Below are 14,337 nucleotides of genomic sequence, written 5' to 3'. Positions count from 1 at the left end.
GATGGACAGGCCAATTGCGAGCTTCTGCTCCGGCGCATAGAAGATGATCGAGCAGCACCTCGTGAGCACAGGCCCCGCCCTTGATCGTCCGACCGAAAGCCTCCTTCTTCGACATCCTCTTTGCCGTCCGCGGATCCATCGCGGGCCGTGTCGCATGGCGCTGCCTTTTCATTACGGTGCTAGCCTGCGCCGTCGTCTTTACTGGCGATTTTCATCTGGAGCCGATGTCTCATCTGGGCACGGCGCCGTTCGGCCTGATCGGCATTGCCATTTCAATCTTCATGAGCTTCCGGAACAGCGCCGCTTACGACCGCTGGTGGGAAGGGCGCAAGCAATGGGGAGAGCTTCTCGTTCAAGTCCGGTCTTTGATGCGCGAGCTATCCGACCTTGATACGGAAGCCAAACGCCGCATCTTCATGCCCTTGATCGCGTTCGCCAATGCGCTCTCGGCGCGCCTTCGCGATGAGGATGAACTGGCCGCTGCCCGCCCATGGGACGCGACGGCATCCGCCGGCCCCAACGTGACTGATGCCATTCTCAGGCAGGTCGGTGCGGAGTTGATTGCACTGAATAAATCCGGAGCGCTATCGGATTGGCGTTATTCGTCTGCTGCCATCCGCATGAATGGCCTCTCGAACGTTCAGGCTGCCTGTGAACGCATCAAGGCGACGCCGCTACCATTCGCCTATACGCTTCTCATTCACCGCACGGTTTATCTGTTTTGTGTGTTGCTGCCGTTTGCGCTCGCCCCGCAACTCGGCTGGGGAACGCCCGTCATCGTGGCCTTCATAAGCTATACATTCTTCGGGCTCGACGCGATCGGCGATGACCTCGCCGAGCCGTTCGCCCCCGCCGACAACAGCCTTCCGGTCAAAGCGCTCGTGCGCGTCGTGGAACGCGAAATACTCAGCTCTCTGGACGTGTCGCCTCTGCCCGACGAGCTTCAGCCCGTTGGCTACGTATTGTCGTGAGGCTGAGGAACTCGCGCCGCTATTTGAACAGCGACGTGAGCGAGAACGACGAGGCGACGACGATCGGCGGGTTTTCCGCGACTTGAGGATACGGCTCGTCGATATAGGCGTTGACGCCCGTCGCGCGGCCAGCCTTGACCAATGACGCGACGTAAGCCCAGCCCTTCGGTTCCAGCCCGAGGCAGGCCTCCGACATCTCGCCCTTGAGGCGCTCGTGAATGGCGATGTTCCCGCGCGCGAGAATGGCGGCCGTCTGGCGCGGCGTGAACCTGTCCTTGTCCCAAAGCTTCCGGAGATAGATGCCGACGACGTTCCGCTTGGTCTTCGGCCCCCATGTCACGCGCTTGCTCGGATCGTTCGAGCCGAAGGCGTATTCGCCTGGCGGCAGCGGGCCGACGGCGCGCGTTGCAAGACAATCAGGATCGGGATTGTTTCGGCACATCTCTCGGCCGGAAATCGCCCACGCGATCGTTTGTCCGTTCGAACGTGGATCGCTGGAGATTACGAATAGGCGCCCGGTCCGGATCGTATAGCCGAGCCGGAAAGTTCCGGCGGTCGGCGGAACCTCGTGGATCACATCCTCGAACGGATTGCAGATTTCGCCGCCCGTCAGCTTGCGCGGATAACCGTTGAGCTGAATGGTGACGAAATCGACGCCAGGCGCGCAGTCCCACTGCGGAAGCGTTCGCTTGTTCGCGATGGAAATGGGCGGGCCGGTCGGGACCTTCGCGGGCGCTTTCGGCACGACGGGAGGCGGCGGTGCTTCGGGCTCATCCGTCGGCGCTAGGCTTGCGATCGGCCCTGGTTCCTTCGGCAGACGGCGGATGGCTTCGCACTTTGCGGACAACTTCGGCGGATGAATTTGCTTCACGGCGAGCTTTCGCGCCATGGCAGCGCTCGCGCCGGCCTTGATGTAGGCCACGATCAGAGCCTGCTGAACCTCGATCTGCTCCTGTGAGAGTTCGAAGATGCAATCGTCATAGATTTGATCTCCGACCTCACTGAAGAAGTCCGCGATCTGCCCGGCTGCAGCCGCTGCTGCCGCCGAGGGATGCGTCGCGCCGGGCGGGGATTGCTGCGCCTGGCTATGACCGGCCGCAAGGAGCGGCAGGCACGCGGCGAGCACTACGGTAGCCGCGTTGAACGCCACTCGCGCCCCGGTCAGCCCCGCGCGTGCGCCCCGCCGATGAGCAATATGGTTAGTCCAAATCATATGCCATCCCTAACCAAGAGTCGGGGCAACAGCGAGGCTGTCAGTAAAATTGCGCTCATTCGCCTGCGTCGCAGCGGTCGCGCTCCCCCAAAAGCTCAAAATTGGTCCCGCGCAAATCCGCCGAACGATCCAGTCGCGAGGCGCCTGACGCAGAAAGCGATCTGCGCGCCGATTGCCATCAGCGCGCAGGATGAACTCGAACGGAATATTTGAAAGAGAGCAGGGGGTTATCGCCAGCCGCGATGACCACCCCAGTGTCCACCGCGCCAACCACCGCCATGGCGGCCCCAATAGCCGCCGCGATAGTACGGCCGGCCGCCCCAATAGCCATAACGATAGGGATAATAGCCGGCCCAGTAGGGATAGGGTCGGTAATAGCGGGGCCCGTCGTAATAGGTCACAACGGGGCCGTCATAATAATATTCCCGTACTGGAGGGCCTTCGACCACCGGACCGCGTTCGACATAACCGCCGTTATATCCGTCAAGGTCCGCTGCCTGCGCCGAAAGCGGCGTGACGCCAACAATGGCTATCGTCGAGAGCGCATAAATCAAGGTTTTCATGAGGATCTCTCCCTGGAGAACTTGCAGGAGAAAACACCTCTGGCTCTGAATGGTTGCTGAACACTGCTCGTCATCTTGCCTGATCTCGAAGCGCAAAGAACAATGCTCGCCGAATAGCTATCAGCAGAAAGTAATATTGCATTAATAATTGTGATCGGGTCTGCAATCACCCCGTACTGCAACGCCCTCCAATCGGCGTTCGAACGAAAATGGGACTGGGCAATGCGGGGCGATGCAACTGTTTTGTCCTGCGTTTCTCGCTCGGGGCATGGTCGGAAGCAGGGTGTTGCGCCGCAGGACGGCGTGAGTTAACACCGCACAGAAGGCGCTCGGACACTTCGTGCAAGCGGACGCACTGCAATGATGGATCTGACTACGCAATATTTGCCGATAGCTATCTTTATCGGCGTGGCTCTGCTGATCGGCGGCGCCCTGATGATCGCGCCCTTTCTTGTCGCTGTCCGCAACCCTGATCCCGAGAAGGTCTCGGCCTACGAATGCGGTTTTGACGCCTTCGACGACGCCCGCATGAAATTCGACGTGCGCTTCTACCTCGTGTCGATCCTCTTCATTATTTTCGATCTTGAGATCGCATTCCTCTTTCCCTGGGCAGTCGCCTTCAAGGAAATCGGCGTCTTCGGCTTCTGGTCCATGATGGTGTTCCTCGGTGTGTTGACCATCGGCTTCATCTATGAATGGAAGAAGGGCGCGCTGGAATGGGAATGATCATGAAGGACGACGGCGCGCCTGGCCTGCTCTTCGATCGCACCTTTGACCGCGCCCGCGAAGGCGCCGCGGTGACCGGCGCTCCGGCGGCCGATCCGTTTTTTACCGACGTCTCGAACGAGTTGGCCGATAAGGGTTTTGTCGTCACGACCGTAGACGATCTCATCAATTGGGCGCGAACCGGCTCGTTGATGTGGATGACGTTCGGCCTTGCCTGCTGCGCGGTCGAGATGATGCAAGTCTCGATGCCCCGCTACGACGTCGAGCGCTTCGGCTTTGCGCCCCGCGCCTCGCCCCGGCAGTCCGACGTGATGATCGTCGCCGGTACGTTGACCAACAAAATGGCGCCTGCGCTGCGGAAGGTCTATGACCAGATGCCTGAGCCGCGGTACGTCATTTCGATGGGGAGCTGCGCCAACGGCGGCGGCTACTACCATTATTCCTATGCTGTCGTCCGCGGCTGCGATCGCATCGTTCCGGTCGATGTTTACGTGCCAGGTTGCCCGCCGACCGCGGAAGCACTGCTCTACGGAATTCTTTTGCTGCAACGGAAGATTCGCCGCACTGGCACGATCGAACGTTAGGCAAAAGCAAAAAATCACCATGGCCGGCTCATGCTGTCGGCCGCGCTGGGAGATCGCCGGCCGATGACCGAATTGTCCGTATTGCAGGATGCTGCAAATTCGATTGCGGGCGCTGCTTTGCAGCGGTCGGCCATCGCTTACGACGAATTGACGATCACCGTTGCTCGCGAAGATATCGTCGGCGTGCTGACCAAGCTTCGCGACGATCCCAAATGCCTGTTTGAAGTTCTGATCGACATCTGCGGCGTCGATTATCCTGAACGGGCTGAACGCTTCGACATCGTCTATCATCTGCTGTCGCCGCGCCTGAACCAGCGTATCAGGGTTAAGATCGCAACCGACGAGGTAACTCCGGTCGCGAGCGTCAATGACGTATTTCCCGCTGCCAACTGGTACGAGCGCGAGGCCTACGATCTTTATGGGATCCGCTTCATTGGCCATCCCGATCTGCGCCGCATCCTGACGGACTACGGTTTCCAGGGCCATCCGCTGCGGAAAGATTTCCCGCTCACTGGCTATGTCGAAGTTCGCTATGATGACGAGAAGAAGCGTGTCGTCTACGAGCCGGTGAAGCTCACCCAGGAATTCCGCGATTTCGATTTCGAGAGCCCGTGGGAAGGTCCCAGTCACGTTCTGCCGGGCGACGAGAAAGCCGGTCCGAAATCTTAAAGCCCGCAATCTGGCGTTCCGCTTTAAATGTTCGTTCGTTTAGTCTTGCCATCCAGTTGTTCAGCTGCGTTGCCCGAGGCGCCGAAGCAGGGGCATGCTCTCGAATTCAGAGGTCGGCGCGAAGTGCGCCTTTTCGCAGTTGCCGGTAACGAGGTTGTCGGAGGTGCGAAATGGCGGTGATGCACAGGACCCGGATCGCAATGCAACTGGAAGCTAGCGTCGCAATCGCGGCAGCCTTCATGACCATGGCCTTTATCATCGACTGGCCGCGCGCTGTGGCGGGCTTGGTTCTTGGTGCCGTATGCCGCTTTCTGCCCTACGGCACCATTGTCGTGCCGCTGGGCGTGATCTTCGTCTCCGCGCTGTTTGAGCTTCTCTATCCGTGGTTCGGACGCACGACGGGGCCGCACTTCTGGGGTTTTTTCGTTGGCCTGTTTGCAGTCGCAGGGACGGCTTCGAGCCTCTACATCACGATCCGCAATCTGAAGGATCGCGTATGAGCGGCGTGCCATGAAAGATACGCTTCATCCCGGCGCCAAGACACAATTTACGTATCGTGTTCCCGCGACGAAGACCGTGCCGCATCTCTACCCCGAGGCGCATGAGTTCCAGCTCATGCCGACGGTGTTCGCAACAGGCTACATGGTCGGCCTGATGGAATGGACGTGCCTACACATCATTGCGCCTCACCTCGACAAGGGGGAGGGCTCGCTTGGCATCCACATCAATGTTTCGCACCTCGCCGCCACAGTCCCCGGACAAACGGTGACGGTCGACGCCGAATGCACGAAAGTTGCTGGCCGCCGCCTATATTTTCATGTCAAAGCCCACGACGGCATTGACCTAATTGGCGAGGGCGAGCATCAGCGTATGGTCGTCAACTGGGAAAAGTTCGAGCAGCGGGTGAACGAAAAGGCGAAGATCGCCAGGCTTGCACCCATCACGCGCGGGACCGTTTGAACATGGCCGAGACTGAGATCCGCAATTTCAACATCAACTTCGGGCCCCAGCACCCGGCAGCGCATGGCGTGCTGCGCTTGGTGCTCGAGCTCGATGGCGAGGTGGTCGAGCGGGTCGATCCGCACATCGGGCTTCTCCATCGCGGCACCGAAAAGCTGATCGAGCATAAGACGTATATGCAGGCGATAGGCTACTTTGATCGCCTCGATTACGTCGCGCCGATGAACCAGGAGCATTCGTTCTGCCTCGCAGCCGAAAAGCTTCTAGGGTTGGAAGTTCCGCGCCGCGCACAGCTCATTCGCGTGCTTTATTCCGAGATCGGGCGCCTCTTGTCCCATCTCTTGAACGTCACCACCCAGGCGATGGACGTCGGCGCGTTGACCCCGCCGCTCTGGGGCTTCGAAGAGCGCGAAAAGCTGATGGTGTTCTATGAGCGCGCATCAGGCTCGCGCATGCACGCCAAGTACTTCCGCATCGGCGGCGTCCATCAGGATTTGCCCGATCAGTTGATCGACGATATCTACGCTTTCTGCGATCCGTTCCTGAAGGTTCTGGACGACATCGATGGTCTGTTGACCGAGAACCGAATTTTCAAGCAGCGCAACGTCGATATCGGCGTCGTCTCGCTCGATGAAGCGTTTGCGTGGGGATTTTCTGGCGTCATGGTCCGCGGCTCCGGCGCCGCCTGGGACCTGCGCAAGGCGCAGCCTTACGAATGCTATGCCGAACTCGATTTCGATATCCCGATCGGCAAGAACGGCGATTGCTACGATCGCTACCTCATTCGCATGCAGGAAATGCGAGAGTCGACCAAACTGATGAAGCAGTGCTGCGAGCTTTTGAAGTCGGCCAGCGGCCAAGGCCCGCACGTCGCCCAGAACAAGAAGGTCGTGCCGCCCAAGCGCGCAGAGATGAAGCGCTCGATGGAAGCGCTCATTCATCACTTCAAGCTCTACACCGAAGGCATCCATGTACCGCCCGGCGAAGTCTATGCGGCCGTCGAAGCGCCCAAGGGCGAATTCGGCGTCTATCTCGTCGCCGACGGTTCGAACAAGCCCTATCGGTGCAAGATCCGCGCTCCCGGCTTCCCGCATCTGGCGGCGATGGATCACATCAATCGCGGCCACATGCTCGCCGACGTCTCGGCGATCCTCGGCTCTCTCGATATCGTCTTCGGCGAAATCGACCGCTGATTCGCCATGGCGCGCGTGATCGAAACGGCGGTGCTGATTCGGGCTGTGCCGTCGCGCGTCTGGTCCGTCCTGATGGACTTCCACGCCTACCCGAGCTGGAACCCTTTTATTCGCAGCATCTCCGGGGAAAGGCGTGTCGGCGGCAAGCTCGAGGTGGTTATCGCGCCGCCGGGCGGAAAGCCGCAGACGTTTCGGCCAGTCGTCGCCGAATTCGTCCCCGAACAACGCTTCTGCTGGCGCGGATCGCTTCCCATTCCGGGGCTCTTCACGGGTGAGCACCGGTTCGTGCTTGGCGCAGAGGGACCAAACACGCTTTTCACGCACTCGGAAGCATTTTCAGGTCTTCTGGTGCCGTTTGTCGGCGGTATCCTCGCCGCGACCGAACGCGGATTTCAAGCCATGAACGGCAAGTTGAAAGCGCGCGCTGAAGAGAGCTAGCGGTCGTCGCCCCAAAAAAACTTATCCCCCCGCGTGGGGGGTCCGGTATGATAGCCGGAGGATAGATTTCGAGGCATTGCGCAGAAGGACTCCAACATGCTTCCCGGTGCAGCCCCCATGGTCGACAATCTCTTTCTGCTGGCGGTCGCGTCCCTCGGATGGGGCTTGAGCCTCGCGACCTATCGGCTTTTTGCCCGTTCGCGCGGCTGGCCGATGGGCGCGCTGCAAGCCGATCTTCCGTTCATCCCTGTTCTGATCGGTCTCGTCGGGCTCTTCTCGGCATTGCTATTCGCGACCGCGCGCGGCGCTGACGACGGTGGTTGGGTGATTATCGTGCTGGGGCTTCTCTCCGCGGCCATTTGGACGGGCTTCCTGCGCGTGGGATCGCAAGTCGCGCTCTTTCTGGCGCCGGTCGCGACGTTCCTGTTGTTGCTTGGCTGGCTTGCTGTGCCGCTCGGATTCTCCGAACGCAGATGGGCGACCGAGAAGCCGACCGAGACGTTGCAACGGCGCGGGCTGCTCCCCTCGGAATCGGCGGCGCCGCCTCCGTCTGCGACACCGTAATCTCGCGCGCGTATCGTCGCACCTGAACGCTGATGACGATCATCACTTGTCACATGTGACAGATGGACAAATGCTTGCTTTGCGTCCGCGATCCTCGTACTGGACCGCGTAACGAAGTGAGAGTTAATGTCGCCGAGTGATTAGACGTGAAGCATAACGGGCAAATCGTCCCGCGACGTTCGCTCATTATGCTCTGGCGACATTAGGATTGACGTTCGAGGGAGCCGTGAATGGCCGTTCGCCGACTGAATCCTGAGCAACCTGCCCAGTTCGCTTTCACGGCTGAGAATCTTGCATGGGCGCGCGAGACAATCGCGAAGTATCCCGAAGGCAAGCAGGCTTCCGCGATCATTCCGCTGATGTGGCGGGCGCAGGAGCAGGCGGGCGGTTGGCTTCCTGAGCCGGCGATCAGGCTCGTTTGCGATATGCTGGGCATGGCCCACATACGCGGCATGGAAGTTGCGACCTTCTACACGATGTTCCAGCTGTCGCCCGTTGGCAGCAAGGCGCACATCCAGGTCTGCGGCACCACGCCTTGCATGCTGCGCGGCTCCGGCGATCTCATCTCCGTTTGCAAGAAGCGCATCAACGAGCACGCCCACGAAACGAACGCCGACGGTACGCTGTCGTGGGAAGAGGTCGAATGCATTGGCGTGTGCGCCAACGCCCCTGTCGTCCAGGTCCACAAGGATACGTACGAGGATTTGACGGCGGAGCAATTTGACATGCTCTTGGACGCGTTCCTCGCCGGCAAGCAGCTCAAGCCCGGTTCCCAGATCGGACGCACGGCATCCTGCCCGTCCTCGGGACCGACCTCGCTGACCGACGCGACGCTTTACGACGGTTCGACGATCGGCGCTTGGAAGAAGAGGTTCGAGGAAACCACAGACGGCGCCGAAGACCAGCCGAAAGAGTCGACGCCGCCTTCGGCTCTGGCTTCGCCAGCACACAAAGAGCAGGTTGCGACCGGGACGTCTCCGGCATCGCCGGCGAACGCGCAATCCGGCAGCGCACCGCTGCATCCCGCGGCCCTGACCGCGATGGCGAACGCCGGTCTCGTCAAGGAACTCGAAGCGCGCGGCGGCGGCAAGGCATTGAGCGCCGGCGAGCTCGATAAGATCAAGTCCGACATGATCCGCGACCGCGCGATTGCGGCAGCTGCCGAGCAGGCGGCTCCGGCAATCGCTATCGTCCAGCCCGAGCTTCTCAAGGAGCCGCTCGGAGGCAGCGCGCCCGACGATTTATCCTTGATCTGGGGCGTCGCCGAAAAGTTAGCCGAGAAACTGCACGCGATGGGAATTTGGCACTTCGATCAGATCGCCAAGTGGACGCCCGAAAACGTCGCTTGGTTCGAAAGTCAGCTTGACGGGTTCAAGGGCCGCGTTACCCGTGACAAGTGGATTGAGCAGGCTCAGAAGCTTGCTTCCGGGTGGCGTCCCGAAAGCAAAGCCGGCGAAAAGCCGAAGGGGTAGCGCGCATGCTGCATGATCGCGACCGGATTTTCCGTAATATCTACGGCTTCCACGATGTCAGCCTCAAGGGCGCGCAGAGCCGTGGCGTATGGGATGGCACCAAGTTCTTCATCGACAAGGGCCATGACTACATCATCGATGAGGTGAAGAAGTCGGGCCTGCGCGGACGCGGCGGCGCCGGCTTCCCGACCGGCCTCAAGTGGTCGTTCATGCCGAAGGCCGATGCCCGCCCGAGCTATCTCGTCATCAATGCCGACGAGTCGGAGCCCGGCTCCTGCAAAGACCGCGAGATCCTCCGCCATGACGCGCATCTACTAGTCGAAGGAGCGCTTCTCGCATCCTTCGCGATGCGAGCGCATGCCTGCTACATCTATGTGCGCGGCGAATACATCCGCGAACGCGAAGCGCTGCAGCTGGCCATCGATGAGGCTTATGCGGCGAAGTTCATCGGCAAGAACAACATTCATGGCTGGGACTTCGACCTCTACGTCCACCACGGCGCCGGCGCTTATATCTGCGGTGAAGAGACGGCGATGCTCGAAAGTCTCGAAGGCAAGAAGGGCCAGCCGCGCCTGAAGCCGCCGTTTCCGGCCAATGTCGGACTCTACGGCGCGCCGACGACGATCAACAATGTCGAAAGCATCGCGGTGACCGGCGAAATCCTGCGTCGCGGATCGGCCTGGTTCGCGGCTCTCGGCAAGCCGAACAACACCGGCACGAAACTTTTCCAGATCTCAGGCCACGTCGAACGCCCGTGCGTCGTCGAGGAAGAGATGGGCATTCCATTGAAGGAACTCATCGACCGTCACTGCGGCGGCATTCGCGGCGGCTGGGATAATCTGCTGGCAGTTATTCCAGGTGGTTCGTCGGTTCGCTGCATCACCGCTGAGCAGGCCGAAGCCGTGACGATGGACTTCGACGCGCTCGGCAAGCTCGGCTCCGGTCTCGGCACCGCCGCCGTGATCGTGATGGACAAGTCGACCGACATCATCGCCGCCATCCGGCGCATCGCCTACTTCTATAAGCATGAGAGCTGCGGCCAGTGCACGCCGTGCCGCGAAGGCACCGGCTGGATGTGGCGCGTCATGGAACGCATGGAGCGTGGCGAAGCGGAAAAGCGCGAAATCGATTTGCTGTTTGAAGTCTCCAAGCAGATCGAAGGTCATACGATTTGCGCGCTGGGAGACGCAGCGGCATGGCCTATCCAGGGTCTCATCAACAATTTCCGCCCGGTGATCGAGCAGCGGATCGACGACTATAAAGCCAAACATGCCCGTGTGGCGGCGGAATAAGCGGCGGATAAAGCAAGATGCCAAAGCAACTGATTGTCGACGGCACACCGATCGAGGTCGAGGACGGTACGACCTTGATGCATGCTTGCGAAATGGCGGGCTCGGTCATTCCGCGCTTTTGCTATCACGAGCGGCTGTCGATCGCCGGAAACTGCCGCATGTGTCTTGTCGAAGTGCAAGGCTCTCCAAAGCCCGTCGCTTCATGCGCGATGCTCGTCAACGATTTGCCGCCGAACAAGGACGGCTCGCCGAAAGTCGTCAACACCTCGTCCCCAATGGTCAAGAAAGCGCGGGAAGGGGTGATGGAATTTCTTCTCATCAACCACCCGCTCGATTGCCCCATCTGCGATCAGGGTGGCGAATGCGATCTGCAAGATCAGGCGATGGCCTTCGGCATGGGTGGCTCGCGCTATCACGAAAACAAGCGCGCCGTCGAAGAGAAGCACATCGGTCCGCTGATCAAGACGATGATGACGCGCTGCATCCACTGCACGCGCTGCGTCCGCTACATGACGGAAGTCGCGGGCGTCGAAGAGCTAGGCCTGATCGGCCGTGGCGAGGATGCCGAGATCACGACCTATCTCGAACACGGCATCATGTCGGAGATGAGCGCGAACGCCGTCGATCTCTGTCCTGTCGGCGCGCTAACCCACCGTCCGTGGGCGTTTGCCGCGCGGCCCTGGGAAATGGAAGCCGTCGAGACAATCGACGTCATGGATGCCGTCGGCTCCGCCATCGCGGCGGACGTACGCGGCGCGGCGGTCATGCGCATCCTTCCGCGCAACAACGATGCCGTGAACGAAGAATGGATTTCCGACAAGACGCGGCACGTCTCGGACGGACTGAAAACGCAGCGTCTCGATCAGCCCTACATCAAAAAGAACGGCCGCTTCGTGCAGGCGAGCTGGGACGAAGCGCTGGGCCTCGTCGCGGAGAAATTGAAAGCTACGCCTGCCGACAAGATCGGTGCGATAGCGGGCGATCTGTCCGGTGCGGAAGAAATGTTCGCGCTGAAAGATCTTCTCACCCGCTTCGGCGCAAAATCGCTCGATTGCCGCCAGTCGGGTGACAGGCTCGATCCCAAGCTCGGCCGCGCGAGCTATCTCTTCAATTCTTCGATCGAAGGCATCGAGCAGGCCGACGCAATTCTGCTGATCGGCGCCAATCCGCGCATTGAAGCGACGGTGCTCAATGCCCGCATTCGCAAGCGCTGGCGGTCCGCGCCGACGAAGATCGGCGTCGTCGGCCCGAAAGTCGATCTAGCCTACGGCTACGACTATCTTGGCGCCGGGCCGGACACCCTGGCGGAAATCGCCAACGGCAGGCATCCGTTCGCCGAAGTTTTGAAAGCTGCCACCAAGCCGATGGTCATCGTTGGCGAAGGCGCTTTTGCACGGCCCGATGGGCTTGCAGTGCTGTCGCTTGCAGCACGCATTCTCCTTGCCGCTTCGGCCGGAAAAGAAGCGAGCTGGAACGGCTTCAATGTCCTGCACACTGCCGCGGGGCGTGTCGCGGGGCTCGATCTCGGCTTCGTGCCCGAGAAGGGCGGCAAGGACACCTCAGGCATTCTCGGACCCGACACCGAGTTTCTTTATCTTCTCGGCGCCGACGAGTGCGATCTTTCCAAGCTCAGCCCGAAAGCCTTTGTCGTCTACCAGGGTACGCATGGTGATAAAGGCGCCGAACGCGCCGACGTCATTCTGCCGGGCGCCGCGTACACCGAAAAGAACGCGACCTACGCCAACACCGAAGGCCGCGTGCAGCAGACTGCAAAAGCTGTCTTCCCGCCGGGCAACGCCAAGGAAGATTGGACGATCCTTCGCGCCCTATCGCAGCGCGCTGGCGCCACGCTTCCCTATGACAATATCAAGGAGCTGCGCGCCGCCATGTACCGGGCGAGCCCGCAACTTGCTGCCCTCGACACGGTTGAGATGCGCGCCGTGTCTGGCTTGGAGACGCTCGCCAAGCTGACCGGTCAAACATCGTCCGAGCCTTTCGCTCCGGCCGTGCTCGACTTCTATCTCACGAATCCGATCGCGCGTGCCTCGGCTGTGATGGCGGGAATGAGCGCGCTCAAAGCTTCGAAGACGCAGCAACTCAAGGCGGCGGAGTAGGGACGGATGCTCGAATCGCTGCAGACCTTCATGACGGACTACGGCTGGAACATACTGGCCCTGATCGGCTTCTCGCTGCTCATGCTCGTGGTTCTGCTCATCATCATCGCGTTCCTTCTGCTGATGGATCGCAAGGTGTGGGCCGCCGTGCAGATGCGGCGTGGTCCCAACGTCGTCGGCCCGTTCGGCCTGTTGCAGTCGTTCGCCGATCTTCTGAAATTCGTCTTGAAGGAACCGATCATTCCGGCAGGTTCCGACAAGGGCGTTTTCTTGCTCGCGCCGCTCGCGACGGCTGTCTTCGCGCTCGCGTCTTGGGCGGTCATACCGGTCAACGAAGGCAGCTTTTTCGGTCTTACCTCCGGCCGCTGGGTCATTTCCGACATGAACGTCGGAATTCTTTACCTCACGGCCATCTCGTCGCTCGGTGTCTACGGCATCATCATGGGCGGCTGGGCCTCGAACTCGAAGTATCCATTCATGGGCAGCTTGCGCTCGGCAGCTCAGATGGTCTCCTATGAAGTTTCGATCGGCTTCGTGATCGTCTGCGTGATCCTTTGCGTCGGCTCGCTCAACGTCACCGATATCGTCAATGCGCAGAAGGCCGGTATTGGTACGCGACTCGGCCTAACAAACTCGTTCTTAGACTGGCACTGGTTGCCGCTGTTCCCGATGTTCGTCGTCTTCTTCATCTCGGCGCTGGCTGAAACGAACCGGCCGCCGTTCGACCTCGTCGAAGCGGAATCGGAACTCGTCGCGGGCTTCATGGTCGAATATTCCTCGACGCCCTATCTTCTCTACATGCTCGGCGAGTACGTCGCGATCACCACCATGTGTGCGCTGACGACGATCCTGTTCCTCGGTGGTTGGCTGCCGCCGCTCGATATCTGGCCGCTCAATGCCATCCCTGGAATTTTCTGGTTCCTGATCAAAGTCGTGATGGTCTTCTTCATGTTCGCCATGGTGAAGGCAATGGTGCCGCGGTATCGCTACGATCAATTGATGCGCCTCGGCTGGAAAGTGTTCCTGCCGCTGTCGCTCGTCATGGTGATCCTCACCGCCGCCGTGCTGCAATTCGGAGGCTTCCTCTCATGAACATGGCGCAGGGCGTAAAGTCGCTCTTTCTCACCGAGTTCGTCTCGGCGTTCTTTTTGACGATGCGCTACTTCTTCTCGCCGAAGAAGACGCTGAACTACCCTTATGAAAAGGGCCCGCTGTCGCCCCGCTTTCGCGGCGAACACGCGCTCCGCCGCTATCCGAACGGCGAGGAACGTTGCATTGCCTGCAAGCTCTGCGAAGCGATCTGCCCGGCGCAGGCAATCACCATCGAAGCCGGCCCCCGCCGCAACGACGGCACGCGCCGCACGACGCGCTACGACATCGACATGACCAAGTGCATCTACTGCGGCCTGTGCCAGGAAGCCTGCCCCGTCGATGCCATCGTCGAAGGCCCGAATTTCGAGTTCGCGACGGAGACGCGCGAGGAGCTTTTCTACGACAAGGACAGGCTGCTCTCGAACGGCGACCGCTGGGAACGCGAGATCGCCAAGAACATCGCGCTCGACGCGAAATATCGCTGAG

Annotated in this window: 16 protein-coding genes; 14 read left to right on the top strand and 2 right to left on the bottom strand. The window is 60.4% G+C overall.

Annotated elements, in window-relative coordinates; genetic code table 11:
* Positions 1–80: 80 nt before the first annotated feature.
* A complete protein-coding gene (locus ACLB1Z_RS15300) occupies positions 81–971 on the top strand; it encodes a bestrophin family protein (protein WP_409560608.1) in 891 nt (296 codons plus the stop codon).
* Positions 972–990: 19 nt separating this feature from the next.
* Here the strand turns inward: ACLB1Z_RS15300 and ACLB1Z_RS15295 are convergent, their stop codons facing one another.
* Together ACLB1Z_RS15295 and ACLB1Z_RS15290 are read right to left on the bottom strand one after the other, a co-directional pair.
* Entirely contained in the window at positions 991–2,121 is a 1,131-nt protein-coding gene (locus tag ACLB1Z_RS15295; protein WP_409560607.1) for a DUF2778 domain-containing protein, read from the bottom strand.
* 290 nt (positions 2,122–2,411) lie between these two features.
* Positions 2,412–2,747: a hypothetical protein gene (locus ACLB1Z_RS15290; RefSeq protein WP_409560606.1), complete on the bottom strand. Its 336-nt coding sequence runs from the start codon at positions 2,745–2,747 to the stop codon at positions 2,412–2,414.
* 360 nt (positions 2,748–3,107) lie between these two features.
* On the opposite strand from ACLB1Z_RS15290, the gene ACLB1Z_RS15285 reads away from it, so the two are divergent.
* The 13 genes from ACLB1Z_RS15285 to nuoI all read left to right on the top strand — a co-directional run bounded on the left by ACLB1Z_RS15285 (position 3,108) and on the right by nuoI (position 14,336).
* Entirely contained in the window at positions 3,108–3,473 is a 366-nt protein-coding gene (locus ACLB1Z_RS15285) for an NADH-quinone oxidoreductase subunit A (RefSeq protein WP_013948518.1), read from the top strand.
* Entirely contained in the window at positions 3,464–4,057 is a 594-nt protein-coding gene (locus ACLB1Z_RS15280) for a NuoB/complex I 20 kDa subunit family protein (RefSeq protein WP_409560605.1), read from the top strand. The genes ACLB1Z_RS15285 and ACLB1Z_RS15280 overlap by 10 nt, the downstream gene beginning before the upstream one ends.
* Positions 4,058–4,120: 63 nt before the next feature.
* Complete coding sequence (locus ACLB1Z_RS15275) at positions 4,121–4,726, top strand: NADH-quinone oxidoreductase subunit C (RefSeq protein WP_024276165.1); 606 nt, start codon at positions 4,121–4,123, stop codon at positions 4,724–4,726.
* Positions 4,727–4,926: 200 nt separating this feature from the next.
* Positions 4,927–5,226, top strand: a complete 300-nt coding sequence (locus ACLB1Z_RS15270) for a hypothetical protein (protein ID WP_409560604.1) — start codon at positions 4,927–4,929, stop codon at positions 5,224–5,226.
* A gap of 10 nt (positions 5,227–5,236) precedes the next feature.
* Positions 5,237–5,686: a thioesterase family protein gene (locus tag ACLB1Z_RS15265; RefSeq protein WP_409560603.1), complete on the top strand. Its 450-nt coding sequence runs from the start codon at positions 5,237–5,239 to the stop codon at positions 5,684–5,686.
* 2 nt (positions 5,687–5,688) lie between these two features.
* Positions 5,689–6,879 (top strand): NADH-quinone oxidoreductase subunit D, encoded by a 1,191-nt coding sequence (locus ACLB1Z_RS15260; protein ID WP_409560602.1) that lies wholly within the window; start codon positions 5,689–5,691, stop codon positions 6,877–6,879.
* A 6-nt stretch (positions 6,880–6,885) separates the two neighbouring features.
* On the top strand, positions 6,886–7,317 hold the full coding sequence (locus tag ACLB1Z_RS15255; RefSeq protein ID WP_409560601.1) for an SRPBCC family protein: 432 nt from the start codon (positions 6,886–6,888) through the stop codon (positions 7,315–7,317).
* 96 nt (positions 7,318–7,413) lie between these two features.
* Positions 7,414–7,881 carry a hypothetical protein gene (locus ACLB1Z_RS15250; RefSeq protein WP_409560600.1) on the top strand — a complete coding sequence of 156 codons (468 nt, stop codon included), beginning with the start codon at positions 7,414–7,416 and terminating at the stop codon, positions 7,879–7,881.
* Positions 7,882–8,111: 230 nt separating this feature from the next.
* Complete coding sequence (gene nuoE, locus ACLB1Z_RS15245; protein WP_409560599.1) at positions 8,112–9,353, top strand: NADH-quinone oxidoreductase subunit NuoE; 1,242 nt, start codon at positions 8,112–8,114, stop codon at positions 9,351–9,353.
* A 5-nt stretch (positions 9,354–9,358) separates the two neighbouring features.
* On the top strand, positions 9,359–10,645 hold the full coding sequence (gene nuoF, locus ACLB1Z_RS15240) for an NADH-quinone oxidoreductase subunit NuoF (protein WP_409560598.1): 1,287 nt from the start codon (positions 9,359–9,361) through the stop codon (positions 10,643–10,645).
* A 17-nt stretch (positions 10,646–10,662) separates the two neighbouring features.
* Positions 10,663–12,759 (top strand): NADH-quinone oxidoreductase subunit NuoG, encoded by a 2,097-nt coding sequence (gene nuoG, locus ACLB1Z_RS15235; RefSeq protein WP_409560597.1) that lies wholly within the window; start codon positions 10,663–10,665, stop codon positions 12,757–12,759.
* A gap of 6 nt (positions 12,760–12,765) precedes the next feature.
* On the top strand, positions 12,766–13,851 hold the full coding sequence (nuoH, locus tag ACLB1Z_RS15230; RefSeq protein WP_409560596.1) for an NADH-quinone oxidoreductase subunit NuoH: 1,086 nt from the start codon (positions 12,766–12,768) through the stop codon (positions 13,849–13,851).
* A complete protein-coding gene (nuoI, locus tag ACLB1Z_RS15225) occupies positions 13,848–14,336 on the top strand; it encodes an NADH-quinone oxidoreductase subunit NuoI (RefSeq protein WP_409560595.1) in 489 nt (162 codons plus the stop codon). Before nuoH ends, nuoI begins: the two co-directional genes overlap by 4 nt.
* Position 14,337 lies beyond the last annotated feature (1 nt).

Origin of the sequence: Hyphomicrobium sp. MC8b, assembly GCF_905067615.1 — a bacterium.
GTDB lineage: Bacteria > Pseudomonadota > Alphaproteobacteria > Rhizobiales > Hyphomicrobiaceae > Hyphomicrobium_B.
The sequence above is the reverse complement of the archived record's forward strand: the minus strand, read 5'-3'. Positions and strand labels throughout refer to the sequence as shown.